This is a genomic window from Rhizobium sp. RU36D (assembly GCF_900176345.1).
GTDB lineage: Bacteria > Pseudomonadota > Alphaproteobacteria > Rhizobiales > Rhizobiaceae > Allorhizobium.
Genome location: NZ_FWXU01000038.1, coordinates 1 through 25,301 on the forward strand (window position 1 = coordinate 1; position 25,301 = coordinate 25,301).

At 62.3% G+C, this 25,301-nt stretch carries 14 protein-coding genes, 1 tRNA gene and 2 pseudogenes; 8 read left to right on the forward strand and 9 right to left on the reverse strand.

Features of this window, described 5'->3' with window-relative positions; genetic code table 11:
• Positions 1–379 precede the first annotated feature (379 nt).
• Positions 380–910 (reverse strand): annotated as a pseudogene (locus B9A97_RS27390) (glyoxalase superfamily protein); the annotation flags it as partial.
• A 518-nt stretch (positions 911–1,428) separates the two neighbouring features.
• On the opposite strand from B9A97_RS27390, the gene B9A97_RS27395 reads away from it, so the two are divergent.
• Together B9A97_RS27395 and B9A97_RS27400 are read left to right on the forward strand one after the other, a co-directional pair.
• On the forward strand, positions 1,429–3,405 hold the full coding sequence (locus tag B9A97_RS27395) for a putative bifunctional diguanylate cyclase/phosphodiesterase (protein WP_179145417.1): 1,977 nt from the start codon (positions 1,429–1,431) through the stop codon (positions 3,403–3,405).
• Between the two features lie 110 nt (positions 3,406–3,515).
• Positions 3,516–4,217 carry a Type 1 glutamine amidotransferase-like domain-containing protein gene (locus tag B9A97_RS27400; protein ID WP_084369015.1) on the forward strand — a complete coding sequence of 234 codons (702 nt, stop codon included), beginning with the start codon at positions 3,516–3,518 and terminating at the stop codon, positions 4,215–4,217.
• Between the two features lie 12 nt (positions 4,218–4,229).
• On the opposite strand, the gene B9A97_RS27405 is transcribed toward B9A97_RS27400, so the two are convergent.
• On the reverse strand, positions 4,230–5,519 hold the full coding sequence (locus B9A97_RS27405) for an NAD(P)/FAD-dependent oxidoreductase (RefSeq protein WP_084369016.1): 1,290 nt from the start codon (positions 5,517–5,519) through the stop codon (positions 4,230–4,232).
• A 206-nt stretch (positions 5,520–5,725) separates the two neighbouring features.
• Entirely contained in the window at positions 5,726–7,717 is a 1,992-nt protein-coding gene (locus B9A97_RS27410) for a methyl-accepting chemotaxis protein (RefSeq protein WP_280164103.1), read from the reverse strand.
• 504 nt (positions 7,718–8,221) lie between these two features.
• On the opposite strand from B9A97_RS27410, the gene B9A97_RS27415 reads away from it, so the two are divergent.
• Positions 8,222–10,141: a putative bifunctional diguanylate cyclase/phosphodiesterase gene (locus tag B9A97_RS27415; RefSeq protein WP_179145418.1), complete on the forward strand. Its 1,920-nt coding sequence runs from the start codon at positions 8,222–8,224 to the stop codon at positions 10,139–10,141.
• 19 nt (positions 10,142–10,160) lie between these two features.
• Here B9A97_RS27415 and B9A97_RS27420 read toward each other — a convergent pair whose 3' ends face one another.
• Positions 10,161–11,306 carry an AI-2E family transporter gene (locus B9A97_RS27420; RefSeq protein WP_084369018.1) on the reverse strand — a complete coding sequence of 382 codons (1,146 nt, stop codon included), beginning with the start codon at positions 11,304–11,306 and terminating at the stop codon, positions 10,161–10,163.
• Positions 11,307–11,441: 135 nt separating this feature from the next.
• Positions 11,442–12,305, reverse strand: a complete 864-nt coding sequence (locus B9A97_RS27425) for a VOC family protein (RefSeq protein ID WP_084369019.1) — start codon at positions 12,303–12,305, stop codon at positions 11,442–11,444.
• Positions 12,306–12,563: 258 nt separating this feature from the next.
• Between B9A97_RS27425 and B9A97_RS27430 the strand changes: the two genes are divergently transcribed.
• Positions 12,564–12,974 carry a universal stress protein gene (locus tag B9A97_RS27430; protein WP_084369034.1) on the forward strand — a complete coding sequence of 137 codons (411 nt, stop codon included), beginning with the start codon at positions 12,564–12,566 and terminating at the stop codon, positions 12,972–12,974.
• Positions 12,975–13,005: 31 nt separating this feature from the next.
• Positions 13,006–13,332 carry a TraR/DksA family transcriptional regulator gene (locus B9A97_RS27435; protein WP_084369020.1) on the forward strand — a complete coding sequence of 109 codons (327 nt, stop codon included), beginning with the start codon at positions 13,006–13,008 and terminating at the stop codon, positions 13,330–13,332.
• A 435-nt stretch (positions 13,333–13,767) separates the two neighbouring features.
• On the opposite strand, the gene B9A97_RS27440 is transcribed toward B9A97_RS27435, so the two are convergent.
• A complete protein-coding gene (locus tag B9A97_RS27440; RefSeq protein WP_084369021.1) occupies positions 13,768–17,415 on the reverse strand; it encodes an ATP-binding protein in 3,648 nt (1,215 codons plus the stop codon).
• Positions 17,416–17,652: 237 nt separating this feature from the next.
• On the opposite strand from B9A97_RS27440, the gene B9A97_RS27445 reads away from it, so the two are divergent.
• From B9A97_RS27445 to B9A97_RS27455, 3 genes are all read left to right on the forward strand, one after another.
• Complete coding sequence (locus tag B9A97_RS27445) at positions 17,653–18,102, forward strand: phasin (RefSeq protein ID WP_084369022.1); 450 nt, start codon at positions 17,653–17,655, stop codon at positions 18,100–18,102.
• Between the two features lie 132 nt (positions 18,103–18,234).
• A tRNA-His gene (locus tag B9A97_RS27450) sits at positions 18,235–18,311 on the forward strand.
• Between the two features lie 282 nt (positions 18,312–18,593).
• Positions 18,594–21,695, forward strand: a complete 3,102-nt coding sequence (locus B9A97_RS27455; RefSeq protein WP_143530748.1) for an autotransporter outer membrane beta-barrel domain-containing protein — start codon at positions 18,594–18,596, stop codon at positions 21,693–21,695.
• Positions 21,696–21,724: 29 nt separating this feature from the next.
• Here the strand turns inward: B9A97_RS27455 and B9A97_RS27460 are convergent, their stop codons facing one another.
• From B9A97_RS27460 to B9A97_RS27475, 3 genes and pseudogenes are all read right to left on the reverse strand, one after another.
• Positions 21,725–22,348 carry a HupE/UreJ family protein gene (locus B9A97_RS27460; protein WP_084369024.1) on the reverse strand — a complete coding sequence of 208 codons (624 nt, stop codon included), beginning with the start codon at positions 22,346–22,348 and terminating at the stop codon, positions 21,725–21,727.
• A gap of 122 nt (positions 22,349–22,470) precedes the next feature.
• Complete coding sequence (locus B9A97_RS27465; protein WP_084369025.1) at positions 22,471–24,066, reverse strand: GMC family oxidoreductase; 1,596 nt, start codon at positions 24,064–24,066, stop codon at positions 22,471–22,473.
• 264 nt (positions 24,067–24,330) lie between these two features.
• Positions 24,331–25,251: pseudogene (locus tag B9A97_RS27475) on the reverse strand (branched-chain amino acid ABC transporter permease); the annotation flags it as partial.
• Positions 25,252–25,301 lie beyond the last annotated feature (50 nt).

The following is a 25,301-nucleotide window of genomic DNA, read 5'->3' on the forward strand; positions in this document are numbered from 1 at the left end:
TCCCCTTTCGTGTCCGAGATCGTCGCCAAACGCTCGAACACAAGTAGAATCAACACCGTGCGCCATGTCCACCAAATTTAAACCGGACAGCAGTGGGTCAAGCCCGAGGATGACGGAGGCGCGAGGTTTGCGAGGTCGCCCCAAATGACCTCCCAAGGGTGTCCACACCGCCTATGTCAGCACGAAGCTGTCCTACGTACTCCGGTCGCCTCACAACCCCGTCATTCCGGCCTTGAGCCGGAATCTAGCCACGGCGCGTCTGCGCCGTGAGAAGAGCCTTTTGCGATCAGGGACTTGAGCGTGTTTGATCCGGCGCGGCGACCGGTATTCGGGAGCCCAATTCACTCTGCGCCCCAGCGACCAAGCCCCCATCACTCCGCCTCACCTCCATGAACCTTATGCGGTTGTTGAATGGGTCGGTCACTGTCACTTCAAGCCGGCCGTCCACCTCTTCGAGACCGGGTTTCATGTAGCGGTAGTTCTTGTCGATAAGTTGCTTCTGGAACGCCCGGATGCCCTTCTTGTAGACCACCATATTGCCGCCCGGTGTGGCGTCGCCGGCGTGTTCGGTGAGATGAAGCCGCAGGCCCCCACGCGAGACCTGCGTGTAGAGCGGGAAATTCTCCCCGAAACGGTGCTCCCAATCGACCGTGAAGCCGAGGAAGCCGAGATAGAACTCGTGCGCCTTCGCCACGTCGAAGATCCTGATCATCGGCACCGCCTGCTCGAAGGTGATCGGGTCTTTACTGCCTGTCGCTTCGATCTGGTCCGACAGGATGTTCCAACTGGCCAGCCCGAATTGGCGGGCTACCAGTTCCAGCGCCAGGGCGTGGTTGATGCTGATGTTTTCCGTGGCCAGTGCCGCCTTCAGCGCCTTAGCCATGGCTTTTGCGTCGCGAAAATCGCGCATGCCGGTCTCTCCCGTGCTGGGGCGTTGTGCTCGTCAGTGCCCGCATTGCCAACGGTCTCGCCCCCGGGTGAAACGGGTTCAAAAGCGCGATCTCGGAAGCGTTCGCCATGCCTTGTCGGCGCGGGCTGCCGGCCGCTTCCAGCCGTATCCCTTGCCTATCATGAGACGGCGCTGCCTCCAATCACCGCATCTCGAGCGATGACGAAAAGCGGCGTGAGAGCTGCCAGACAGCCAGCCTTTGCTACAACGGGTTCCAATCCCCGGTTGCCGGTATGATATGACAGTGAACCCGGTGGCTTTTGCCGTGCATTCCAGCAATACCGGCCATATCGGAGCAAAAACATCGGATGTCGGTAAGATAAAAACAAGTTGTACAGCCGGCAATCGATTCAACAATTGTCAATTCAAGGCTGTTACAAGGGTCGGGCCTTGCGATGTCAATCCATCTCCGGTCGGCATGACGCCGATACATGAGGCAATGTCATTTTGTTGGTATTGCGTTTTGCGGATTGATTCAGATGAAAATTTCAGGAGCCCAAAGCCGGCATCTGGATACTGCCCTGGATGAAGATGCCGGGGCACATTCCCTGCCCACCGCGCCGCTTTATAGAGAGCTGTCGATGCCCGCACCTTCGCTGCGGCAGGATATGGCGCGCGCCTACAAGCCGATCGTCCAGGGTTTTCTCGTGCCGGCGATCGCCTATTACGGCCTGATCACCATTGCCCATTACAGCATCGAGGAAGGTGCGTTTGCGCATATTCTCGGATTGCTTTCCCTGCTTACAGCCCTGGTCGGCCTGTTCTTCAACCGCGTCTGGCTCAAGGAAAACGATGGTTTCGGCCATCTTGAGCTCGTCAATGCGGTCATGAGCGCGCTGATCTACGTCAATATCGCCACCTATCTCAGCATTCATTTCGAAGCGCCGAAACTCGTCTATTTCGTCTTGCTGATCCTAGTCATCGCGGCCTCCAGCGTCAGCGCGCGGGTCATCGTCGTCGGTTCCGTCGTGTCGCTCGCCACCATGCTGTGGTTCGCCTGGGATGCGGGCCATGAGGTCTTCGTCCAATTCGCCTTCATCGGCCTTGCCGGCGCCTTTGCGGCCTTCGGCATGGCCTGGCTCATGCGCGGCGCCATCCTCAGGGCAGTGCGCGCGCGGCTGGTGGCGGAAGACCTGCGGCACAAGGCGCAGATCCAGGCGGATTACGATGCGCTGACCGGCATGCCCAATCGCCGTCGCTTCTTTGCCGAACTCTCCACCCTGCTGGGCAAGCGCGGCGCGGAGACCGGCCCGGTGCATCTGGGGATCATCGATCTCGACGGCTTCAAGCCCGTCAACGACCTCTATGGCCATGCCGTGGGCGATGGCCTGCTGATGGAAGTGGCCCTCCGGCTGCTCAGAACCTGCCCCTCCAGCTATCTCACTGCCCGCCTGGGCGGAGATGAATTCGCCGTGCTCATTCGCCGGCCGATGAGCGAGGCCGACCTTCTGGAATGCGGCCATGCGATCTGCGAAGTGCTATCAAAACCCTATGTCGTGGGCGGCATTGCCATCAATGTCACCGGCTCGGTCGGCTTTGTCAGCCTGTCCGAGGGCTGCAGCAGCATCGAGCAGCTGTACGAACGCGCCGATCACGCGCTGTACTGCGCCAAGCGCGGCCATGGCGGCGAGGTGGTGGTGTTCAACGACAGCCACGAGGCAGAGCTCAGCAATATCAGCCGGGTGGATCAGGCGCTGCGCAATTCCGACCTGGAAAAGGAGCTGTTCGTCGTCTTCCAGCCGCAGGTGAATGTCAGCACCAGGCGCGCCGTGAGCTTCGAGGCCCTTGCCCGCTGGCACAGCCCGACCCTTGGCATGGTGCCGCCCTGCGATTTTATCGCGGCGGCCGAACGCTCGGGCCTGATCGGCCGCATGACCGGGATCCTGCTGCGCAAGGCGCTTGCGGCGGCGGCCACCTGGCCTGATGACATCGGGCTGTCCTTCAATCTCTCCGCCCGCGATCTGGTATCACCCAAGTCGATGAGCAATATTGCCAAGATCGTCCGCGACAGCGGCATCGCGCCGGAACGGATGATCTTCGAGATCACGGAGACATCCGTTGTCACTGATTTCGAGCGGGCGCTGGGCGCGCTGCATGAGCTGGCCGGCATGGGCTGCCGCATCGCGCTTGATGATTTCGGCGCGGGCTACTCCAATTTCGGCAATATTCACCGCTTTCCGCTGCATCAGGTCAAGGTCGACCGCAGCTTCGTCACGCGCCTGAAAGAGGGAGCGGTCGCCCAGAAGATCATCGTCGCGATCGTCGAGCTCTGCAACAATCTCGGCCTGGAATGCCTGGTGGAAGGGGTGGAGACGCAAGAGGAACTCGACGCCGTCGTCGCCGCCGGCGCTTCCTGTGTCCAGGGCTATCTTTTCAGCAAGCCGCTGCCAGCGCTTGCCGTGCTGGATTACCTCGCGGCAGATCAGGCACCAGACGCCTTGCAGAAGACGGCGTGACCATCGACCATGTAAGCTAGCGCCGCGTGGCCGCCCTTGTCTGGCCAGAACGACCTGCGAACATGTCGCAGCGGAAGGCAGTAAGGACAATTGGTTGGCGGATTGCAGCGATGTACGACAGTTTGAGGCTTTTCCTGTATAGCGATCAGGTGATAGCGCAGAATGCTCGCATTGATAACCAGTTGCTGCAACTCATCAATCGCGGATCTGGGCGGAGGATCGGTTATATCCCTTCGGGACCCGATCCGGACCGGCGCTTCGTCGCCGACCGCCGCCGCTACTATGCAAAATACGGGCTCGAAATCGCCGTGGTTTATGATCTCGATGTGCCCCAAACCCCTGACGACCTAGCATCTCTGCTATCCTGTGATGCGCTCCACCTTTCTGGAGGCCATACAATGGGCTTCCTCACCCGGTTGCGGCGGGCCGGCATGATCGACGTTTTGCGGGAGTACGCCTCTTCAGGCGGCCTGCTTGTCGGTACGAGCGCGGGCGCAATCCTGATGACGCCTACGATCGCCGTTGATGCTCTGTTTTCCGGCGGCAGGCCAGAAGAGGTGAGGGAGGGGGACGCGCTGGGTCTTGTCCCCTTTGAGTTTTTCCCCCATTGCGATGCGAAGCCTAGCTATCTGACACAGCTTCTTAGCTATAGCACCGTCACGCCGCGGCCCATCATGGCGGTGAGAGATGGCGACGGCATTGTCGTGGCAGCGGGCATCGCCCACTGCGTTGGCGGTGCCATCCTCATTAAGGATGGCATGATGATGCGGTCCGTGGAATGCGTCGATCTTGGGACGATGGAGCCTGTGTAACACGTGCTGGCCTCAGCCGTCGTCGAAGGTCACGGCTTTCAGCTTGTCGATGCCGAGCACCTGCAGGGCGAGTTTTTCGTAGAACGGCTCGGCCTTGCCGCTCCGGATCTTGTGCAGGAAGTATTTCTCGAAGCCGATCTTGGCGGCATGCACCCATTTGCCCTGGGACGACCAGTTGACATTGCGCGGCGGGATCTGCGGCTGGGCGACGAAGGCGATGCCGCCATCGCCGAAATCGGCAAGGCAAACGGCATTCCAGCTTCCCTCAGCATTGGGCCGGTCGCCACGGATCAGCCGCGCGATGTTCTTGGCGGTCGCCGTCACCATGCTTTCGATCATGAAGCCGGTCTTTGGCACGCCGACCGGCACGGGCGTCTTGCCCGTCGGCGCGATCGCCACGCAGACGCCGATCGAGAAGATGTTCGGAAAGGCCTTGTTCTGCTGGTGCTTGTCCACCAGGATGAAGCCGCGTGGATTGGTCAGACCCTCGATGCCGCGAACAGCCTCGACCCCGCGAAATGCCGGCAGCATCATCGTGTAGTCCGAGGCGACCTCATGCACGGCCTTGACGCTGCCATCGTCATTGATCTCCTCGGCCACCACCTTGTCCGCCTCGAAACGCTGGATCCGGGCATTGGTGATCCACTTGATATGCTTGGAGCGCAGCGCGCTTTCCAAGAGGCCCTTGGTGTCGCCCACCCCATCCAGCCCGAGATGACCGATATAGGGCTCGGCGGTGATGAAGGTCATCGGCACCTTGTCGCGCAGCTTGGCGTCGCGCAGTGCCTTTTCCAGGATGAAGGCGAATTCATAGGCCGGGCCATAGCAGGAGGCGCCCTGCACCGCGCCGATCACCACGGGACCGGGTTTGGCCAGCAGGGCGTCGAAGGCAGCCTTGGCATCCAGCGCATGGTCGATATGGCAGACGGAATGGGTATGGGCGGCAGGGCCGAAGCCGGGGATTTCGTCAAAGGCCAGTTCCGGTCCGGTCGCTATCACCAGATAGTCATAGGACAGGAAGGTGCCGTCCATGAGTTCGATCCGGTTCTCGGCCGCATGCAGCCGCTTCGCGCCTTGCGGATAGAGATCGATGTCGCGCTTCTTGCAGGCCGGCGCCAGATCGACCTCGATGCTCTCGCGATCGCGCCAGCCCACCGCGACCCAGGGGTTCGACGGTACGAAGGAATAGGTCGAGCCCTTGTTGACCACGATCACCTTGTCACTGCGCGACAGCGTATCCCGCAATTCATAGGCCATGATGGTGCCTCCCAGACCGGCACCCAACACCACGACATCAGCCACTGAAACCTCCTCCGTTTCAAAAATATAATTATCAATATATACGAAGATACGTATATAAAAATGATATCTATCAATTCCTCCGGATTTTTCTCATGGCGGTGACCGTGACAGCCAGAACGCCAAAGGCGCCGGGATTGCCGTCCCGGCGCCTTTGATGACTTCAATGCATTGATGATTGCCCGGCGTGCGTGCCTTCAGCTCGCTTCCTAGAACTCGTCCCAGTTCTTCGCGGCGGCAGCCTGCCCGCCGCCGCCGAAGGCGCGGGCGAGTTTGCCGGCGAGCTTGCGTGCGGGGGAGGGGGCTGCGGCATGGTGGTCCGCGGTCACCGCCCGCGGTCCGGACTCTGCCGAACGGCTCCCGCCGCCCGCCGTCTTGAACTGCGCTACCAGCGCCATCAGCGCCTCGGCCTCCTGGGCCAGGCTGTGGCTTGCGGCGGTGGATTGCTCGACCATGGCGGCATTCTGCTGCGTGCCCTGGTCCAGGGTATTGACCGCCGTGTTGATCTCCTTGAGCCCGATCGACTGTTCGCGCGAGGATTCCACCACGGCATCGATGTTGGAACTGACGCGCTGCACCTGGGCGACGATCTCGGTCAGAGCCTTGCCGGTCTGGTCGACCAGGGCGACACCACTCTGCACCTGCTGCGACGAGGTGTTGATCAGCGCCTTGATTTCCTTCGCCGCCTTGGCGGAGCGCTGGGCCAGTTCGCGTACTTCCTGGGCAACGACGGCAAAGCCCTTGCCCGCTTCGCCGGCACGGGCCGCTTCGACGCCGGCATTCAGCGCCAGCAGGTTGGTCTGGAAGGCAATCTCATCGATCACGCCGATGATGTTCGAAATCTCCGTCGAGGATTTCTCGATCTGGCTCATGGCCTCGATCGCTTCCTTGACGACCAGGCCGGACTTTTCGGCGCTGCTGCGGGTGGCGCTGGCCAGGTTGCCGGCCTCGGCGGCGCGCTTGCTGGCATCGGCAACCGTGGTGGTGATCTGCTCCAGGGCAGCGGCCGTCTGTTCAACGGAAGCCGCCTGCTGTTCGGTGCGCTTTGCCAGGTCATCGGCCGAGGACCGGATTTCGCGCGAACCGGCATTGATCGCCTGGGCGTTGACGCTGACCTTTTCGATCGTGACGTTCAGCCGTTCGATTGCCGCGTTGAAGTCGGTCCGGAGCTTGTCCAGATGGGCGATGAAGGGACCCTCGATCCGCTGCGTCAGGTCTCCATGGGCCAGCCCGTCCAGCGCCGTGGCCAGCGTATCCACCGCCACACGGGCATGTTCGGCATCGATTTCGCGCAGCCGGATGCGCTCGGCCCGTTCGCTTTCGGCGGTGGCGCGCTCGTCGGCAAAGGCCTTCTCCATGCGCACCTTGTTCAGGATATTGTCGCGGAACACCGCAATCGCACTCGCCATGTCGCCGATCTCGTCGGTCCGCCCCGTATGGGGGACGTCGGTGGTGAGGTCGCCTTTGGCAAGGCCGCTCATATAGTTGGTAATGGTGGTCACCGGCCGCACCAGCCTGCGGGAGACGAAGATGGCAATGGCCGCGCCGATCGCCAGCAGCGCGATGCACAGGGCCACCATCGTGTTGAAGAAGCTCGATGCGCGTGCCTCCAGGGCTGCGGATTGCGCCTCTGCCGCCTTTACGTCTGATGCAACGATGCCGGCGACGATGCTGCCGCTGGCCTCAACCTCCTTCTGCAACTTGTCCGAGGTGGCGTCGAACGTGCCCATGAACTTGTTGCCGGCTGCCGGTCCACCGGCGATATAGGCATTTGCCATCTCGATGCCGCCGGCATGGAACTCGTCAAACCGCGCCAGCAATTGTCCCATGGTCACCGAGAGGCCATCCACCTTGAGCTCCTTGGCGAGCTCCATCACCCGCGCTACCTTCTTCTTCAGCGCCGCGGCACTCTCGTCCGCCAGCGCGAAACCGTCGTCCAGACCATCGAGACCCTGGGTGGCGGAAATGTCCGTCAGGGATTCCTGCGTGCTGACTACCTCAAGCTCGATCTCCTTTTGTAGGCTCACAAGCTCGCGCACCGCGGCGGATGACGTCTTGTAGTCCTGCAGCACGCCGAGTGCCGAGTTAAGCTGCTGGTTGGCAAACAGCGCTGAGAAAACAAGCGCCGCGGAGCCAATAAGGATAAGTCCGATGATGGCGGCGGGAACTGTAACGGCGAGCCGTAACGACCTGGAAGACATAGTGCACCCACAATAGAGACGATCAAAAAATGCATGTCCGTATCAAATGAATTTCCAGCGAAACGGCTCGGAACCATGTGCTGAAATCGAATGCTTACGTGACTTTGCCTATCGTCAAATAGGACCATGACCCGTTAAGGGTTCGTAAGTTTTTTATCCAACCGGTAAAAATAGTCATTACTCTACGTATGGGTGTGAAGGGCCTGTGGCCTACGCCATTCCCGCTCCGAAAATCCCGCATTCTCCGGGGTTTTGCGGGGTAATTTCGCAGTTACATTCACGAAATCTCAAATAAAGCCTGTGCATCTGGTCTGCGGTAGAGGCATGAAGGAGAGCCGCGAGCGGCTTTCTGCCTCAGCGTTCGGGCATGCGCCGCCCGCCGATCCCGCCGCCTCTTGATGGCCGGATGATGACGCATTGAAGAGATGAGGTCCTACGATGTCCCTGCGATGGTAGACGTCGTCGGATCGGAAGATGGAGCGCTTGAGAGTGACGGATGGGTCAATGACTGCCGCAAAAGCTGGTCATGCGGCAAAGGGGCCGAGTGGCTCTGCTGCCTCTGAGCGTGCGAGCCTTGAGATCGAGATGGCCAAGGCGGTCCATCCCATCATGGTGCGCGCGCTGACCCCGCTTGCGACCTATTTCGGCGGCATCATCATCGTCTATTTCTTCATTGAGACCACCACCGGCTTCCTTATCATGGCGCCGCTGTCGGGCCTCACGGCGGCCGTGTTGTTGCTGGCGGAACATCGTTGGCTTGCCGAATATCGCAGCATCCGGCAGCTGGAGGTCGTGGGCCTTGGCGTCGGTCTGCTGATCTATGCCAATATCCTGGCTTTCCTGCACGTGCATCCGGAGCCGGCGCGGCTATCCTATTTCCTGCTGCTGATGATGTGCGTGGTCACCGTCAGCCCCACGCGCCGCATGGCGGTCGGCGGCGCGGTGCTTTCGCTCGCCTCCATGCTCGTAAAGGCCTATTTCCACGGGCCCGACATCTTCGCCCAGTTTGCCATGCTGTCGGTCGCCTGCAGCTTTGTCGCCTTTGGCGTGGTGTTGTTGATGCGCGAGGCGGTGGAGCGCGCGGTGAAGGCGCGCATGGCCGCCGAGAACCTGCGCGGCCAGGCGCAGGAGCAGGCCGAAAAGGACGCCTTGACCGGCCTGCCAAACCGGCGCCGCTTCTTCGGCGAGCTGGAGCGGCTGATCGATCCCGCCACCGCCGCGCCGCCCTTCCATGTCGGCATCATCGATCTCGACGGCTTCAAGCCCGTCAACGATCTCTATGGCCATGCCGTTGGCGATGCGCTGCTGATCGAGGTCGGGCATCGGCTCAGGCATGTCCTGGCGCGGGAGCACATGGTGGCACGGCTCGGCGGTGACGAATTTTCCGTCATCGTCACGCGCCCGGTCGAAGCCAATGATGTCCATGCCCTGGGACAGGCTGCGATCGAGGCCCTGCGCCGACCCTTCAAGGTCGGAGACATCGACATCAGCATTTCCGGCTCGGGCGGCTTTGCGCGCTTCCCCGACAATGGCAGCAGCATCGCGGAAATCTACGAAAGGGCCGATCACGCGCTCTATAGCGCCAAGAGCCACAGCCGCGGCGATGTGGTGATTTTCGGTGCTCGCCACGAGGCGGAGCTGGACAATGCCGGGCGCGTGGAGCAGACCTTGCGGCTGAGCGATCTCAATAAGGAACTCTTCATCGTGTTCCAGCCGCAGATCGATGCCGTGACCGGCCAGACCGCCGGTTTCGAGGCGCTGGCGCGCTGGAACAGCGCCCGCCTGGGACCGGTCTCCCCCGGCGTCTTCATCACCGCGGCCGAACGCTGCGGCATGATCGACGTCGTGACCGAGATCCTGATGCGCAAGACGCTGGACGCCATGGCGCAACTGCCGCCGGCCATGCGCGTGGCGATCAACCTCTCGGCCCGCGACCTCGTCTCCGAACGCACCATCGAACGCATCTGCACGTTGGTGCGCGACAGCGGCATCGAGCCCGGCCGGCTGGAATTCGAGATCACCGAAACGGCAATGATGACGGATTTCGATGCCGCGCGTGACGCCTTGTCGAAACTGTCGGCCATGGGCAGCCGCATCGCGCTGGATGATTTCGGCTCGGGCTATTCCAGCTTCGGCTATATCCACCGCTTCCCGCTGAACAAGATCAAAATCGACCGGTCCTTCGTCACCGAACTCGATGGCGGCGATATCGGCCACAATATCATCAGGGCGATCGTCGATCTCTGTCGCAACCTGAAACTCGATTGCCTGGTGGAGGGTGTGGAAACGCCCGAGCAGTTCGCAGCCGTCCAGACGGCCGGCGCCCGCTATGTCCAGGGCTACTACTTCAGCCGTCCGCTACCGCTCCCCGACGCCCTGTCATTTCTGGAGCGCGAGACCCGACCCGCCAGCCGCGCCTCCTGACAGAACCAAGGTCCGGTTGTCAGCCGGGCAGGCGGGGCTTGAATTTCTGGTTGGGCATCAGCTCCTGGGCGATCGCCATGCTGATCAGCGACAGCGGCAGGGCCAGCATCGCGCCAACGGCACCCCATAGCCATGTCCAGAAGATGATGGCGACGAACACCACGAAGGGATTGATCTCCAGCCGCCGCCCCATGACGGCAGGCGTCACCAGGTTTTCCATCAGCGCGTGCACGGCGAAGAAGCCCATGGCCGGCGCCAGGCCGAGCAGGATGTTGTCATGGGTCAGAAGCCCGCCGATTGCTAGCGCCAGGGTCATGCCGGTGACGCCGAGAAAGGGAATAAAGCTGGACAGGAAAGTGAAGAAGCCCCAGACGATCGGCGAGGAAAGCCCGCCGGCCCAGGCGATCACCGTCATGATCAGGCCGGCCACCGCGTAGAGCAGGGCGGCCGTGGCGAAATAAAAGCCGAGCGCGGTCTCAATCGAATTGATGATGCGGATCGCCGAGAGCCGACGTGCGCGATCGCGAAACGAGATTATCAGGGCCCGGCGGATATGATGGCGGCTGCCGAGAAACATGATCAGCGCCGCAAAGAAGATCAGCCCCTGCACAATGGCCGGGGTCACATTTGCGGCCAGCGTCGAGAGGATCGTGCCGGAATTTTCCGCCAGCGCATCCATGGTCATCGGGCCGCTGTTGAAGGCGGCTGGCGAAAGCTTCAGCCACTTATGCTGTTCCAGATAGGGCAGCACTCGCGCCTCCGCCCGCTCCAGCATCGCAGGCGCATTGGCAGCGAGATCGGTCAGCGGTGTGAACAGCGCATTTGCGGTAAGGAACAACAAGACGACGAAGACGGTGGATAGCAGGAGTGCGGTCGCCATCGGCGGAATGCCGAATTCCTGCAGCCGGTCGGCGGCAAGCCCGAGGATCAGGCCGACGACCACCGCAAGCGTCACCGGCATCAGGACGGTGGAGGCATGGTCGATTGCCGCAAAGGCAAGAATGGTGAAGATGCCGATCACGGCCCAGGCCTGGGCAAGATCCAGCGTGCTCTTGCGCACCGATACCCGCTGAAGCCCCGGGCGAACCGGCTCTTCTTCCTCGCCCTCGCCCTCCTGCATCCGGATGGCATATTGCGGATGCAGTCTTTCGACCCGGTTTTCCATGTTTGCAAACCCCCGATATGCCGGCCTGTGTGCGAGATAGCAACCACAGGGCGCGGCAATAGATGGCCTGAAACGCGGAGCCCCCCGCGGCGGTTCCGTCGCGGGGTGAGAACGTCACGTTAATCCTGAAAGGCTCTAAGCCGCGAGCCGGAGGCCGATGCCCGAGGGATCGTGCAGCACATAGCCTTCCGCATCGCGCGTCACCGGGATCTCCAGCCGCTCGATCGCCGCAAGGGCTGCATCGCGCGCTGCCGGGTCGTTGAAGCCGAGCGTATATGCCGCAAGGCCGGTCATGTCGCCGGAGCGCACCGGCGCACCGCGACTGTTCCAAATATTGGCGGCGACGTGATGGTGATAGGTGCCCGCGCCGAAGAAGCTCGCACCGGGATAGCGCGCCATGATCTTCAGCCCCAGCACATCGCGATAGAAGGCGTCGGCCGCCGGAATGGCGCCGACCTGGAGATGGATATGGCCGAGGCCCGTTCCGTCCTCCATGCCCTGCCAGGCCGTTTGTGGCGCTTCGTTATAGAGCTTCTGCAGGTCAAGCCGTTCGGTCGCCATCTCCACCGTGCCATCCGCGTGGAAGCTCCATTCCTCAGGGTTCCGGTCGCGATAGACCTCGATGCCGTTGCCCTCGGGATCGGCCAGGTAGATCGCCTCGCTCACCAGATGGTCGGATGCGCCCTGCAGCGGCACCTGCTTTTCCACGATATTGGCGAGCCAATGGGCCAGCGCCGCCCGGCTCGGCACCAGGAAGGCATTGTGGAACAGGCCCGCAGCATTGCGCGGTGCCTGTCGCGCATCGCCCCGCGTGGAAAGCGTCAGCAGCGGCGTCTCACCGACGCCGAGCACGGCGCCGCTTTCATGGCTTTCAAGTGTCGTGAGGCCGATGATCTCCCGGTAGAAGCGGGTGACCCGGTCAAGATCCGAAACCACCAGATGCGCGCCGGTCACGTGGATCGGCCGGGTCAGGGCGAAACTGGTCTGTGCTTGGGTCATGGCATCTCTCTTCCGCCGCATGGGCGTTAATCTCGGATGGTTGGCAGGCCGCGTGGCCTTGTCTTGTGCATCCAATATGAGGCTCACCCATCGTTCACGAAAGCGCATGTTTTGCTGATTTATCGTCAAGCAAACATTGACGATGGGCTCAGTGCCAAAAACTTGATCCTGATCAATGCAGTAACATCTCTGCAGACCGAAGATCACCTCATGAAAAGGCGCGGAAAGGGATGGCCGCGCCCAAACCAGGAGAAGATCATGTACAAGAAGATCATCGTACCCGTCGATTGCGGCGCGCTCGACAAGGGCGAGAAGATTTTGCAGAAGGCGTCGAGCCTGCTGGATGCCGGGGGCGAGATCATTCTGCTCACCGTCATCGAGGACATGCCGGGCTATCTCGCCATCGACCTGCCGGTCGACATCATCGAAAATGCCGTCAATGACGGCAAGGGCAAGCTGGCATCGCTGAAGCAGAAGACCGGCATCGAGGCCCGCGTGGAACTGCGCTCCGGTGCCCCGGCGCGCGAAATCCTGGCGGCGGCCGGAGAGCACGGCGCCGATCTTATCATCATAGCCTCGCATGTGCCCGATATCGGCAACTACTTCATTGGCGCCACCGCCGACCGCGTGGTGCGCCATTCCAAATGCTCCGTCCTGGTGGATCGGTAAGGCATTGCGTCTTGCCGCGGGAGAGACTGACATGACTATCGATACGGCCAGATACGAAGACATCCTGCGCACGCGCAGCCGCGAACTCTACGCCCGGCTGCACCGCATCGATGACGATCTCGGGCGCCAAAAAAACCCCGATAGCGCCGACCAGGCGCTGGAGGCGGAAAATGATGAAGTGCTGGAAGAACTGGGCGAGGCCGGCGAAAACGAACTCAAGGCTATCGACGCCGCGCTGGCCCGCATCGCCAAGGGCACCTTCGGCACCTGCACCAAATGCGGCACTGCCATCAACCCCGAACGCCTGGCCGCCGTGCCGCACACCCCGTTCTGCCAGGATTGCGCGGCGGGGAAGTAGGTGGGGCTGTGCGTGATATAAGTATCCCCTCACCAACAAAATCTGAGGTTTAGCTGCGCTAATTCCTCGATTGCCTTCGCGCGACGACGCGCTCAGGCCTCCGTTCGCTGAAATCGATTCACTGGATCGATTTCTGGCCTTTGGCCACCGCTCCGAAGCCTCTCCCACAGGGGGAGAGGTGACCCCGAGGGTGCCGTATTTTCCCTCTCCCCGCTGTGGGAGAGGTTACAAAATCACGATCTTGGCCCGCAGGGCCCAAGTCGTAGATTTTGTTGGTGAGGGGAAATTCTCTCTCTCGCCTCACACCACCCGCAACCATCTGCGATAATGCACCACCGCGCCGATGCCGGGCAGCTCGAGGCAGGCCGAACACGAACTCGCGCTGCATCCGCATCCGCATGCCCGTATCACCCGCCCACAAAACGGCGACGGCTTTCAATTCGCCAGCACGCGCGGGGAGGGGAAGGTGATTTCCACCAGCGTGCCCTCATTGGGTGCGGAATGGATCGAGAAGGTCGCGCGGTTGGCATCCACCATGGCTTTGGTGAGCGGCAGGCCGAGGCCGGTGCCGTCATTGCGGCTGCGGCTGCCCGTTGCCACCTGGCGGAAGGGCTTCATCGCCTGTTCCAGCTCCGAGCGCGACATGCCGATGCCGGTGTCGCGGATGCGCAGCACCACGCTGCCATTGCTCTCATAGGCCGTCGAGACGATGATCTGCCCGCCTGACGGCGTGAAGCGGATGGCATTGGCGAGGATGTTGAGCACGATCTGCTTGATGGAGCGCAGGTCGGCCACAACATGCGGCACCGATTGCGATAGCGCCGTGCGGATGATCACCCGCTGCGAATTCGCCTGGGGCTGGACGATCGACACCGCCGACGACACCGTGTCGTTGAGGCCGACCTCGACAAATTCCAGGTCCATCTCGCCGGCCTCGATCTTGGAAATATCCAGGAGGTCGTTGACGATGTCGAGCACATGCCGGCCGGAGCGGCCGATATCGCCGGCATATTCCGCATAGCGCGGATGGCCGATCGGACCGAAATGCTCCGACGCCATCATATCGGCAAAGCCGATGATGGCATTGAGCGGCGTGCGGATCTCGTGGCTGACGCGCGCCAGGAAATCCGTCTTGTGGGCATTGGCGGTATCGGCCGCGCGCTTGGCGGCGCGCAGTTCTTCTTCCGTGCGCTTCCACTGGGTGATGTCGCGGATCACGGCGCAATAGCCATCCGAGGAGGTGAGCCGGCCGATGGTCATGAACAGCGGCAGGAAGCCGCCGGAGGCCTCGCGGCCGATCACCTCGCGCCCGTCGTTCAGGACGCTCGCCACGCCATTGTCCATCAGGCCATTGAGATAGTCGAGGATCGCCTTCTGGCTTTCATGGGCAAACAGCATGACGAACGGCTTGCCGCGCGTGTCGGCCTCGTCATAGTTGAACAGCGCGCTGGCCGAGCGGTTCATCGAGCGGATATCGCCTTCGGCACCGAGCAGCACCACGCCATCGGTCGCCGTTTCCAGGATCGAGCGCAGTTCCTCCGTCTCGACCTTCAACCGCGCAAGCTCGCGCGCAGCATCGACCGATTCCACGGCCACATCCGGGCTCGTGGGCCTCTGGGCGCGGCTTGTGGCGGTCGGCGTCAGGGCCAGCATGAGGGCGGTGGCATGGTCCGGCTCCCAGCGGATCGATTGCAGCCGTGCCCGCACGGGCACCAGCTCATCATCGCTGCGCACCACCACGACCTGGCCGGCCTGTTCCGTCGCGCCTTCGATATCCTGTCGCTCCAGAAGCGCGTCAAGGCCGCCGGCATCGATCACCGCCTGAAGGCTGTCATAACCGGTCAAATGAAGGAATTCCGGATTGGCATGCACGAGATCATCGCCGCGATGGATCAGCAGCGCCAGTGGCAGCATGTCGACCACTTCAGGCGACAGGCTGCGATCGGCGGGCAGCCGCACCACATTCGAGGGGATGTCCGCTTCATCGGTGTCTTCGGTCACGGCCGAGACCAGTTCGGACGTCGTATCCTGTGCAGCCGCTTGTTCCGCCTGAGCCGCGTCCATGACTGGCGCCGGGATGTCGGCGGTCGCATTTGGCGCTGCCGTGTTGGGCGAGGCATCTTGCGCTGTCTCGTCGGCGGTCGCGCTCTCCCGCAGGCCGAGCGGATCAAGCTTCCGGGCGATCTCGCGGAAGGCTGCCTGCTCATGCGGCGTCAGGCCGTCACGACCCTTGGCGCGACGCTCTTCCAACTGGATGACCTTGTCGGAGAGCCGGCGGCCTTCCGTTTCGACGATGCGCAGCGCCGGCGGTTCGACAGCCGGCAACACGGGGACGCTGGGCTGCGACGACACGGATTCATGCAGGAACTGGCCATCATCGGCCTCTGCCTGGGTCTCATCAACCTCATCCTGGGCGGGCGCCGCCTCATCGGCCATGCCGTTGGTCGTGGCGTCGGTGGCCTCGGCCGTCTCCATGGGCTCGACCGGCGCGGGACCGAGGTCCTGCTGGTGGTCCTGCGCTGATGCCTCCAGAGCCTCAGTGGCGTCGGCCTGCTCTGCCGGCTGCTCGACCTCGACGGCCTCTAGCTCGTCCGTCTCATGAGCATCGGCAGGCGTCGACTCGACGAAGGTCATGCCGGTGGCATAGGGGTCTTCGATGGCATCGGCGGAGCGCACGATGCCGAAGCCGCGAAAGCCGTCGAAATCGCGGTTGCGGCTATAGGTCGGCAGTGCGGCGAGATCGACCGGCACCATGAGATTGGTGCCTTCGACAGGCCAGTAGATCGTCTTACCGGACCAGGTGTCCCGCTTCTTCAGAAGTTCCGCGATCTTGCCGTCCGGATCGAGATTGAACAGCGCCGACACGTCGCCGAAGGCCAGGCCGTTGATATCGGCAGCGCGCGGGCCGACGGCCTGGGCGAATTCGCGGGAGATCTCGCAGAACCGGCCCTGTGCATCGATTTTCCAGACGAAACGCAAGGGCCGCGTGTTGCGGTCGAACACAAAGGTTGGGGCTGAAGGGTCAGCCGTGGGATGAACGAGGGCGGTTTCGGCGGCGACGTCAGCGACAGGTGCCTCGCTGGCGGATGCGGCCGGAAGCTCTTCCGATGGCGCCGCGGGAGCGTCCACGGCAAGCCCGGCTTCGGCTTCAGGCTCGGCGGGCGCTTCCACCGGTTCCGGCAGCCTCGCGGGTTCATCCTGCGGCTCGGGCTGGGTCACCTCAGGCGCGGGAACGTCGGTCTCCTCGTCGGCTGCCGGCTCGCTTGCGTCACCCTCTGCCTCGGGCTCATCGATTTCCTCAATGTCGCCGATGGCATCCACGACGGCGGCAAAGCCTGAGGGTTCACCGCCCGCATCCTTACCGGCGGCCGGTGCCGCGGCAGCGGTTGATTCGCCGTCATGGCCGGGGTTCATGTCGCCAAGAATGGTTTCCACCGTGAACAGCAGGTAGAGGCCGGGCTCGTCCGACACCTTGCCGATCGCCGACGGCAGATAGCCGCGACCGGTGCGGATCGGCCGCTTCAGCAGCCGCTCGGGCATGCTGCCGACCAGCCGCACCAGGGCAGCGGCCGTATCCGCGCCGATCGCCAGCGCGGAGAAGCTTTCGGACGCCGCAACGACGTTGCCGTCGTCGTCCAGCATAGCCATATGGGTGTCCGGATCATCGAAGCCGGAGAGCATGCGCTGCGCACGCTCGGCAAGTCCAAGCTTACCTTCCAGCGGAACGGAGAAGAGCACGGCCGTATCGCCGGCCCGGACCTGCACCATTTCCACGGTCGCCTGCATCGGCGTCATCCGGAAACCCGTGGGCACCCGCATCACCAGCCCACGGCTGTCACCGCGCTGACCGAGTTGGTCGGCACTAGCCTTCAACTGGCGGAACGACACGTCCTGGCGATTGGGTCCCTGGTCGATGAAATCATAGATGGAAGCCTTGCCGAAAAAGGCAGCACCCGCGCCATTGGCCCAGAGGACCCGATCCATGCCGCGCGCAAACAATACGAGCGCTTCCCCCCGCGCGAATCGGGACCGCACGTCCTTGTGAACGGCAATGTCGATGAAGGGATACTGTACTGCGGACATGGTCTAACCTGCGTTCGCCCGGGTCATTCCGGTCAAATTAACAGATTTTTAATATCTAGGCACGGGTTCCGGGTCCAGCGACCCCGGCCTAATTCAAAAAACACAGTTAACCGGCGAAAAAATTTATTGTGCATCGCACAATGATATTGCAATGCACAACAGAAGTGTCTATATTCAGATCATCGAAAACAACCAGGGCGCTTATGGAAAGTCGCCCACTGATGCGAGGAGCTCAAGATGGCTGCCATGAACACCAATGACGTATTTTCTTTCTCCACTTTCGACCCGTCCAAGATGACGGAAGGTTTCCGCGATTTCGCCGAGAAGGGCGCAGCCCAGTCCAAGGAAGCCTATGCCAAGATGAAGACCGCAGCCGAGGAAGCCTCCAAGACCGTTGAAGCCACCATGCAGACCGCCCAGGCCGGCACGGTTGAGCTCGGCCTCAAGGCCATCGACGCGATGCGCACCAATGCCGAAATGTCGCTGTCGCACATGGAAGCGCTGCTCGGCGTCAAGTCTGTTGCCGAACTCGTCGAACTGCAGACCGCCTTCATCCGCAAGCAGGCCGAAGTGACTGTCGAACAGGCCAAGTCGATCCAGGAAACCGCCAAGAAGGTTGCCGAGACCGTGACCAAGCCCGGCAAGGAAGCTGCCGAAAAGGTGATGTCCACCTTCAAGGCCGCCTGAGCGCTTCGACCGGATTTTATGCGAGGGGTCGGGATGTTTGTCCCGGCCCTTTTTCTATCGGGTGCAGAAAGGGCTTGAAAAATTCTTCGAGTGCTCGTATGTGACCCCCCAAGCGCTGCAAGGCGCTGTTGTGCGGTTGTAGCTCAGTTGGTTAGAGCGCAGGTTTGTGGCACCTGAGGTCGGAGGTTCGAGACCCCCCAACCGTACCATTTTCTCCTTTGATGTTTTTCCATGACAGTTCCGAGAGTGGCAATGGCCAAAGCGCATGATCGTTTGCGCTGCCTTCGATTTCTGCCTGTAGATTAGCCCTCAACCACGCTCCGACCGGGTCGGTCGATCCCGCCGTGCTATTAACATCCCTTAACGTTTCGGGGTTTTAGCCCCCGGTAATTTACCAAGCGTTAACCATAATTAGCGAAACTTTCGAATGTAGTCGTCAAATCGTAACGCGTTTCGACTCCAGCCCCATTCGAATGTCGAGCGCAAAACTGATGACCATATCCCTCCTTTCTGATGTCGCAGCCTCTAGCTCGGAGAGCCGGCCTAAGAAGCATTGTCGCCGCGGTATCGGTTCGGCAACCAGGTTTACGGTCCTGGCCTTGCTGGCTTCGGCATCGCTGCCGCATGTGGTATTGGCGCAAACCGTGACATGGAATGGTCCTTCCGGAAACTTTGCTACCGGCGGAAATTGGGACACGACAGTCGCCCCCACGTCCGGCGATACGGCTGTCGTCGGCGCTGGCTCTGGCACGGTGACGATAAACAGCAGCAACAGTGTAACCCAACTGAACATCAATGGTGGCACGGTCGAGATCGTCGCGCCCAGTGGGGCCCTGACGGCCTCAACCGGTACACGGGTCAATGGCGGCCATCTCGACATTCATAACGGCGCGTCGCTGAGTGGCGGCTATCTGGTTCTCGACAGCGGTACGGTGACGAACAACGGTGCGGTCAGCACCACAGTCGACGTCAACTACGGCTCGACGTTCACGCAAGACAGCCTCGGCACGATCAGCGGTATGATCAATGTCTACGATGGCACCTTCAACAACACCGGCACCATCACCACGGTTGAGATCCATTCGTCCGGCACGCTGAACAACAACGCCGGCAGCACGGCGACGACAGTCACCAACAACGGCACGCTGAGCAATTCCGGTTCCATCACCACGCTCAACCAGCAGTCCGGGACCTTCACCAACAATGCCGCAGGTACGCTCAGCGGCACATTGACGGTCACCGGCGGTACCGCAAACAATGCCGGCACACTTGGAGCCGTGGTCAACCAGGCCGGCAGCACCTTCAACAACACCGGCACAGCCGGCGCGCTCACCAACAACGGCACGGCGACCAACACCGGCACCCTGTCTTCGGTCAGCCAGGTCGCGGGTTCTTTCGCCAACAACGCCGGCGGCAATGTCACGGGCACGGTGACGCTGTCTGGCGGTTCCATGACCAATGCCGGCACCATGGCCACCGTTGAAGTTCAATCCGGCAACAGTTTCACCAATACCGGCACGGCCACGACCGTCAACAACCGCGCAGGCGGCACATTCGTCAACAACGGCACGTCCACCACCGTCAACAACTACGGGACGGGCACCAACGGTTCGGGCGGCACCATCACGACGCTGAACCAGATCTCCGGCACCTTCACCAATGCGTCCGGCAGCACCGTCTCCGGCACGACAACGATCTCCGGGGGCACGCTGACCAATGCCGGCACGCTGGGTGCCGTCACCAACCAGTCGGGTTCCACTTTCACCAACAACGGCACCGCCGGTGCAGTCACCAATTCGGGTACGGCCACCAATAGCGGCACGGTGGCATCGCTCACCCAGTCCGCCGGCACCTTCACCAACAATTCCGGCGCGACGATCACCGGCAGTTCCACGGTTTCAGGCGGCACGCTGACGAATGCCGGCACGGTCGGTGCGGTCACCGTCCAGTCGGGCGCCACCTTTACCAATAGCGGCACGGCCGGCGCGCTGACCAATGCCGGCACGGCCACCAATACCGGCACCATCGCCTCGCTGAACAACACGGGCGGCACCTTCACCAACAGCGGCAACGGCTCGATCACCGGCACGGTTACGGTCGACGGCAGCACGCTGATCAACAACGGTTCCTCGCTCGGCGATATCCAGGTGCTGAATGGTGGCTTCCTCAAGGGCGCCGGCAATTTCGGCACGATCACCATCCGATCCGGCGCGACCATCGCGCCCGGCAACTCCATCGGCACCAGCCGGATTTCCGGAAACCTGGTCTTCCAGAACGGCTCGTTCTACGAGGTCGAAATCGATCCCACCGGCGCTTCCGACCTGATCACTGTCACCGGCAGCGTGACCATCAATGGCGGCACGGTCACGGTTCTGGCAGCGAGCGGCAATTACCAGCGCTCGAACGAGTATCAGATCATCACTTCGGGCACGGGCGTCACCGGCACCTTCTCGACCATCACGTCGAACCTCGCCTTCCTCGATCCGACACTGGTCTATCGTGGCAACAATGTCTACCTGCGCATGGAGCGCAACGACATCCGCTTTCAGAGCATCGGCCTGACGCCGAACCAGCGCAGCATCGGCCTGGCGCTCGACAATGGCTGGGCACCCGCCGGCGTGATCACCGCGGCAACGGGCCTAAGCGCGGCAGGCGCCCGGACGGCCTTCGACGATCTCTCCGGCGACATCTATCCCTCGCTTGCGAGCGTGATGCTGGATGAGAGCCATGGCCTTCGCGATACCCTGACGGCACGCATGGCCAGCGTCGCCGACAGCCCGTTCTGGCTGGAGGGCTATGGCGCCTGGAACCGTCATTTCAGCAATGGCAACGCTTCTGCGGTAACGACGGGCAGCGGCGGCTTCCTGGCCGGTGCCGATGCCGAGATCGCCGAAGGCTGGCGTCTGGGTGCTGCCGGCGGCTATGGCTTCACCCGCGCCTCGGCGACGGCGGCCAGCGCCGATGCCGACATCGACACCTATAGCGCCGCCTTCTACCTGGAAGGAACGCTCGGGCCGCTATCGCTGCGGTCGGGTGCCGCCTATGCCTTCCATGATGTCGATGTCGATCGCACCATCGCCTTTGGTGGCCTGTCGCAGCAGCCCTCGGGTGATTTCAATGCGGCCACGCGTCAGGTCTTCGCCGAACTGGCCTATGGCATTGATGCCGGTGAGGTAAAGTTCGAGCCCTTCGCCAATCTCGCCTTCGTCGACTACACCGGCGATCCCCTGCGGGAAACCGGCGGCAGCACGGCGCTCAACGTGGCCGGCATCTATGACAACGCCTTCTACTCCCTGCTCGGTGTGCGCGTTGCCAGTGACACGACGATCGATGGCATGCCCGTCAAGCTCGGCGGTCTCTTGGGATGGCGCCATGCCTATGACGCCGGTGCCCATGTCACCCGCATGAACTTTGCCGGACAGCCCGGTTTCGACATCGGTGGCGTGGCTGTGGTCGAGGACCAGGCCGTGGCGGAACTCAAGGCGACCGTGCAGTTCACGCCGGCTGCGTCGCTGGAACTGTCGTGGCAGGGCACATTTGCGGAAAAGGCTTTCGGCCAGCGTGCGGGCATCCGCCTGGGCGTCAGCTTCTGACCCCCGTCTGCCCGGCACAGGGCAGACAATCAAAACAGCAGGAAATAGATCCCGCAGGCGACGACGAACAATCCGAGGGCACGGATGACCTTGCCCTCGTAGAGCCGCCCCAGGCCCAGCCCCACGCCGATGCCGAGGATATGGATGAAGCCAGTCGAGACGACGAAGCCCACGGTATAGGCGGCCGGGTCCTGCGCCATCGGCGCCATCTGGCCATGGGGATAGCCGTGGAACAGGGCAAAAAACGCCACGATCACCAGCGCGACCGGCTCCGGCGCCACCCAGGCCGCGGCAATCACGCCGCCCAGCACCAGCAGCGACACGGCAATGCCGATCGGGATGATGAAATCCGACGCCAAGCCCAGCATGCCGAAAACGCCGCCGATGCACATGATCAGCGGAAAGGTGGCCGGCAAGATCCAGACAGAGCGACCGCCCATCTGGGCGCCCCACAGCCCGATTGCCAGCATGGCAAGGAAATGGTCGAAACCGAGCAGCGGATGCTCGAAGCCACTGCCGAAGCCGCCCATGGCGCCACCCAGCGTGTGCGCCAGGGCAGGGGTTGTCAGGCAAAAAGTCCCGAGAATCAGCGCCGCAGATCGGACGGTGGCGGCGGACCTTTGACGGCGACGTTCGATGTGCTGTCGTGCCATGCTGCGACGTCCTTGCTGGCTTTCATGAGGGCTCACGCCGGGATACCGACATGGCCTCGGATATAGTCCAGCAGATCGGGCCTGACAATCTGGGTGGCCATGCCAGGGCGTCCTGGCACGCTCTATCGATTGTCCGCCAAAATCATCTCTGCCGCCTTTTCCGCAATCATGATCGTCGGCGAATTGGTATTGCCTGACGTGATGGTCGGCATGATCGAGGCGTCGGCGATCCTCAAACGCTTCAGCGCCCTCATGCGCAGCCTGATGTCGACGACACTGTCCGGGTCGGCGCCCATGCGGCAGGTGCCGACGGGGTGGAAGATCGTCGTGCCGATATCGCCGGCCGCTTTCACCAGATCCGCATCGCTTTCCAGAGCGGGGCCCGGCTTGAACTCCTGCGGCCTGTAGCGGGCAAAGGAGGGCTGGGCGGCGATCCGACGCGTCAGCTTGATGGACCTGACGGCCGTGTCCTGATCGCCTGGCGTGGAGAGATATCGCGGCCGAATGGCGGGCTGTGCGGCGAAATCGGGGGTGCGGGCATGGACCGATCCCCGGCTTTCGGGTCTCAGATTGCAGACGCTGGCCGTGATCGCCGGGAAGGAATGCACGGGCTCGCCGAACTTCTCCAGCGTCACCGGCTGCACGTGATATTGCAGGTCGGGCGTTTCCCGGTCCGGGCTGGAGCGCGTGAAAATGCCGAGCTGGCTTGGCGCCATGGCCATCGGCCCGGAGCGTTTCAGCAGATATTCCAGTCCGATCGAGGCCTTGCCGATCAGGCTCGATGCCTTTTCGTTCAGGGTGGGAACGCCCGTCACCTTGAAGGCCAGCCGCAGTTGCAGATGGTCCTGCAGGTTCTCGCCGACCTCGCGCACCTCCTTCACCACATCGATGCCGGCCTCCTGCAGCTCATCGCCACGCCCGACGCCGGAGAGTTCCAGGATATGCGGCGATCCGATCGCGCCGGCGCAGAGCACCGTTTCGCGCCGCGCGGTAAAACGCTTGGCCATGCCGTCATGCTGCACTTCGACGCCGGTCACCGCGCCCTCTTCGATCAGCAGGCGGCGCACATGGGCCTTGGTGAGCACCGTCAGATTGCCGCGCTTCACGGCCGGGCGGAGAAAGGCCTTGGCCGTGTTCCAGCGGATGCCGGAGCGCTGGTTGACATCGAAATAGCCGGAGCCTTCGTTGGTGCCACGGTTGAAGTCGGGGGTTTCGGGAATACCGGCTTCCTTCGCCGCTTGCTGGAAGGCCTCCAGCACCGCCCAGCGCACGCGGGCCTTCTCCACCCGCCATTCGCCGCCGGCGCCGTGCATCTCGTCGGCGCCTTTGTAAAAGTCCTCGGATTTCCGAAACAGCGGCAAGACATCGTCCCAGCCCCAGCCCTCGCAGCCCATCTGGCGCCACTGGTCATAGTCGCGGGCCTGGCCGCGCATATAGATCATGCCGTTGATCGAGGAGCAGCCGCCGAGAACCTTGCCTCTGGGATAGCTGAGCGCCCGGCCGTTCAGCCCTTCCTCGTTGTCGGTCGTAAAACACCAGTCGGTGCGCGGGTTGTTGATGCAATAAAGATAGCCCACGGGGATGTGAACCCAGTGGTAATTGTCCGATCCGCCGGCCTCCAGCAGCAGCACCCGCACCGCCCTGTCGGCGGCCAGCCGGTTCGCCACCACGCAGCCCGCCGTCCCGGCGCCGATGACGATGTAGTCGTAGGTGTTCATGGTTCACTCCGCATCGGCGCCTGGCCGATCGATGGTCTATTCGATGGTCTATGGTGCTGGGGTCGTGTGTGAACCCCCCTCTGTCCTGCCGGACATCTCCCCCTCAAGGGGGGAGATCGACTTGTGGCACAGTTTTGCCAACCGCCAACCTTGGCGAGGGAGCGAAGATGGTGCGTCTAGCCAATCTCCCCCCTTGAGGGGGAGATGCCCGGCAGGGCAGAGGGGGGTATTAGGGCCAAAAGGCCGCCTAGATGTCGTCTCTCGTCACCGCCTGTATTCAAACCCCAGCTTCCGCCCCAGCCGCGAGGCGTAGAATTCGCCTGTAATGCCGCGGCGGAAGAGGAGCACGCAGATCATGAACACCACGCCGGTGATGATGGTGACCGGAAAGCCTGTGGTCGCGAGATAATTGCCGAGCGTCACCACCAGGCCGGCGCCGATGATGGGGCCGATCATCGTGCCGATGCCGCCGAGCAGGGTCATCAGGATCACCTCGCCGGACATCTGCCAGGTCACATCGGTCAGCGTGGCGAACTGGAAGACCAGCGCCTTGATCGCCCCAGCGAGCCCCGCCAGCGCTGCCGACATGACGAAGGCGCCGAGCTTGTAGCGGGCGACGGAATAGCCGAGTGAAATGGCGCGCGCCTCGTTTTCGCGGATCGATTTCAGGATCATGCCGAAGGGCGAGTTGACGAAGCGCCAGATGATCAGCAGACCGATCAGGAAGATCGCCAGCACCAGGTAATACATGGTGAGTGGCTGGTTGAGGTCGATGACGCCCAGGAGGTGGCCGCGCGGAACAGACTGGATGCCGTCTTCGCCATGGGTGAATTCCGCCTGCAGGCAGAAGAAGAAGAACATCTGCGACAGCGCCAGCGTGATCATGGAGAAATAGATGCCCTGCCGGCGGATGGCGAAGAAGCCCATGACGAGGCCGAGAACGGCCGCGCCGAACACCCCGAGCAGGATCGCGATCTCTGGCGGAAAGCCCCATTCCTTCACTGCATGGGCGGTGAAATAGGAGGCGCCGCCAAAGAAGGTGGCATGGCCGAAGGACAGGAGGCCGGTATAGCCCAGCAGCAGGTTGAAGGAGCAGGCAAACAGCGCGAAGCACAGCACCTTCATCAGGAAGACGGGATAGAGGAACAGCGGTGCCGCCAGCAGAAGGGCGATGCCCACCAGCATCAGCGCCTTTTGGGCATGGGTTGACTGTCCGCCGGTGGCGGGTGTCGCAT

Excerpts from the sequence above, each read along its gene's own strand:
- B9A97_RS27395 (WP_179145417.1), top strand. The coding sequence starts at position 1,429 with ATGAAAATTTCAGGAGCCCAAAGCCGGCATCTGGATACTGCCCTGGAT.
- B9A97_RS27400 (WP_084369015.1), top strand. The coding sequence starts at position 3,516 with ATGTACGACAGTTTGAGGCTTTTCCTGTATAGCGATCAGGTGATAGCG.
- B9A97_RS27410 (WP_280164103.1), bottom strand. The coding sequence starts at position 7,717 with ATGTCTTCCAGGTCGTTACGGCTCGCCGTTACAGTTCCCGCCGCCATC.
- B9A97_RS27415 (WP_179145418.1), top strand. The coding sequence starts at position 8,222 with ATGACTGCCGCAAAAGCTGGTCATGCGGCAAAGGGGCCGAGTGGCTCT.
- B9A97_RS27420 (WP_084369018.1), bottom strand. The coding sequence starts at position 11,306 with ATGGAAAACCGGGTCGAAAGACTGCATCCGCAATATGCCATCCGGATG.
- B9A97_RS27425 (WP_084369019.1), bottom strand. The coding sequence starts at position 12,305 with ATGACCCAAGCACAGACCAGTTTCGCCCTGACCCGGCCGATCCACGTG.
- B9A97_RS27430 (WP_084369034.1), top strand. The coding sequence starts at position 12,564 with ATGTACAAGAAGATCATCGTACCCGTCGATTGCGGCGCGCTCGACAAG.
- B9A97_RS27435 (WP_084369020.1), top strand. The coding sequence starts at position 13,006 with ATGACTATCGATACGGCCAGATACGAAGACATCCTGCGCACGCGCAGC.
- B9A97_RS27440 (WP_084369021.1), bottom strand. The coding sequence starts at position 17,415 with ATGTCCGCAGTACAGTATCCCTTCATCGACATTGCCGTTCACAAGGAC.
- B9A97_RS27445 (WP_084369022.1), top strand. The coding sequence starts at position 17,653 with ATGGCTGCCATGAACACCAATGACGTATTTTCTTTCTCCACTTTCGAC.
- B9A97_RS27455 (WP_143530748.1), top strand. The coding sequence starts at position 18,594 with ATGACCATATCCCTCCTTTCTGATGTCGCAGCCTCTAGCTCGGAGAGC.
- B9A97_RS27460 (WP_084369024.1), bottom strand. The coding sequence starts at position 22,348 with ATGGCACGACAGCACATCGAACGTCGCCGTCAAAGGTCCGCCGCCACC.
- B9A97_RS27465 (WP_084369025.1), bottom strand. The coding sequence starts at position 24,066 with ATGAACACCTACGACTACATCGTCATCGGCGCCGGGACGGCGGGCTGC.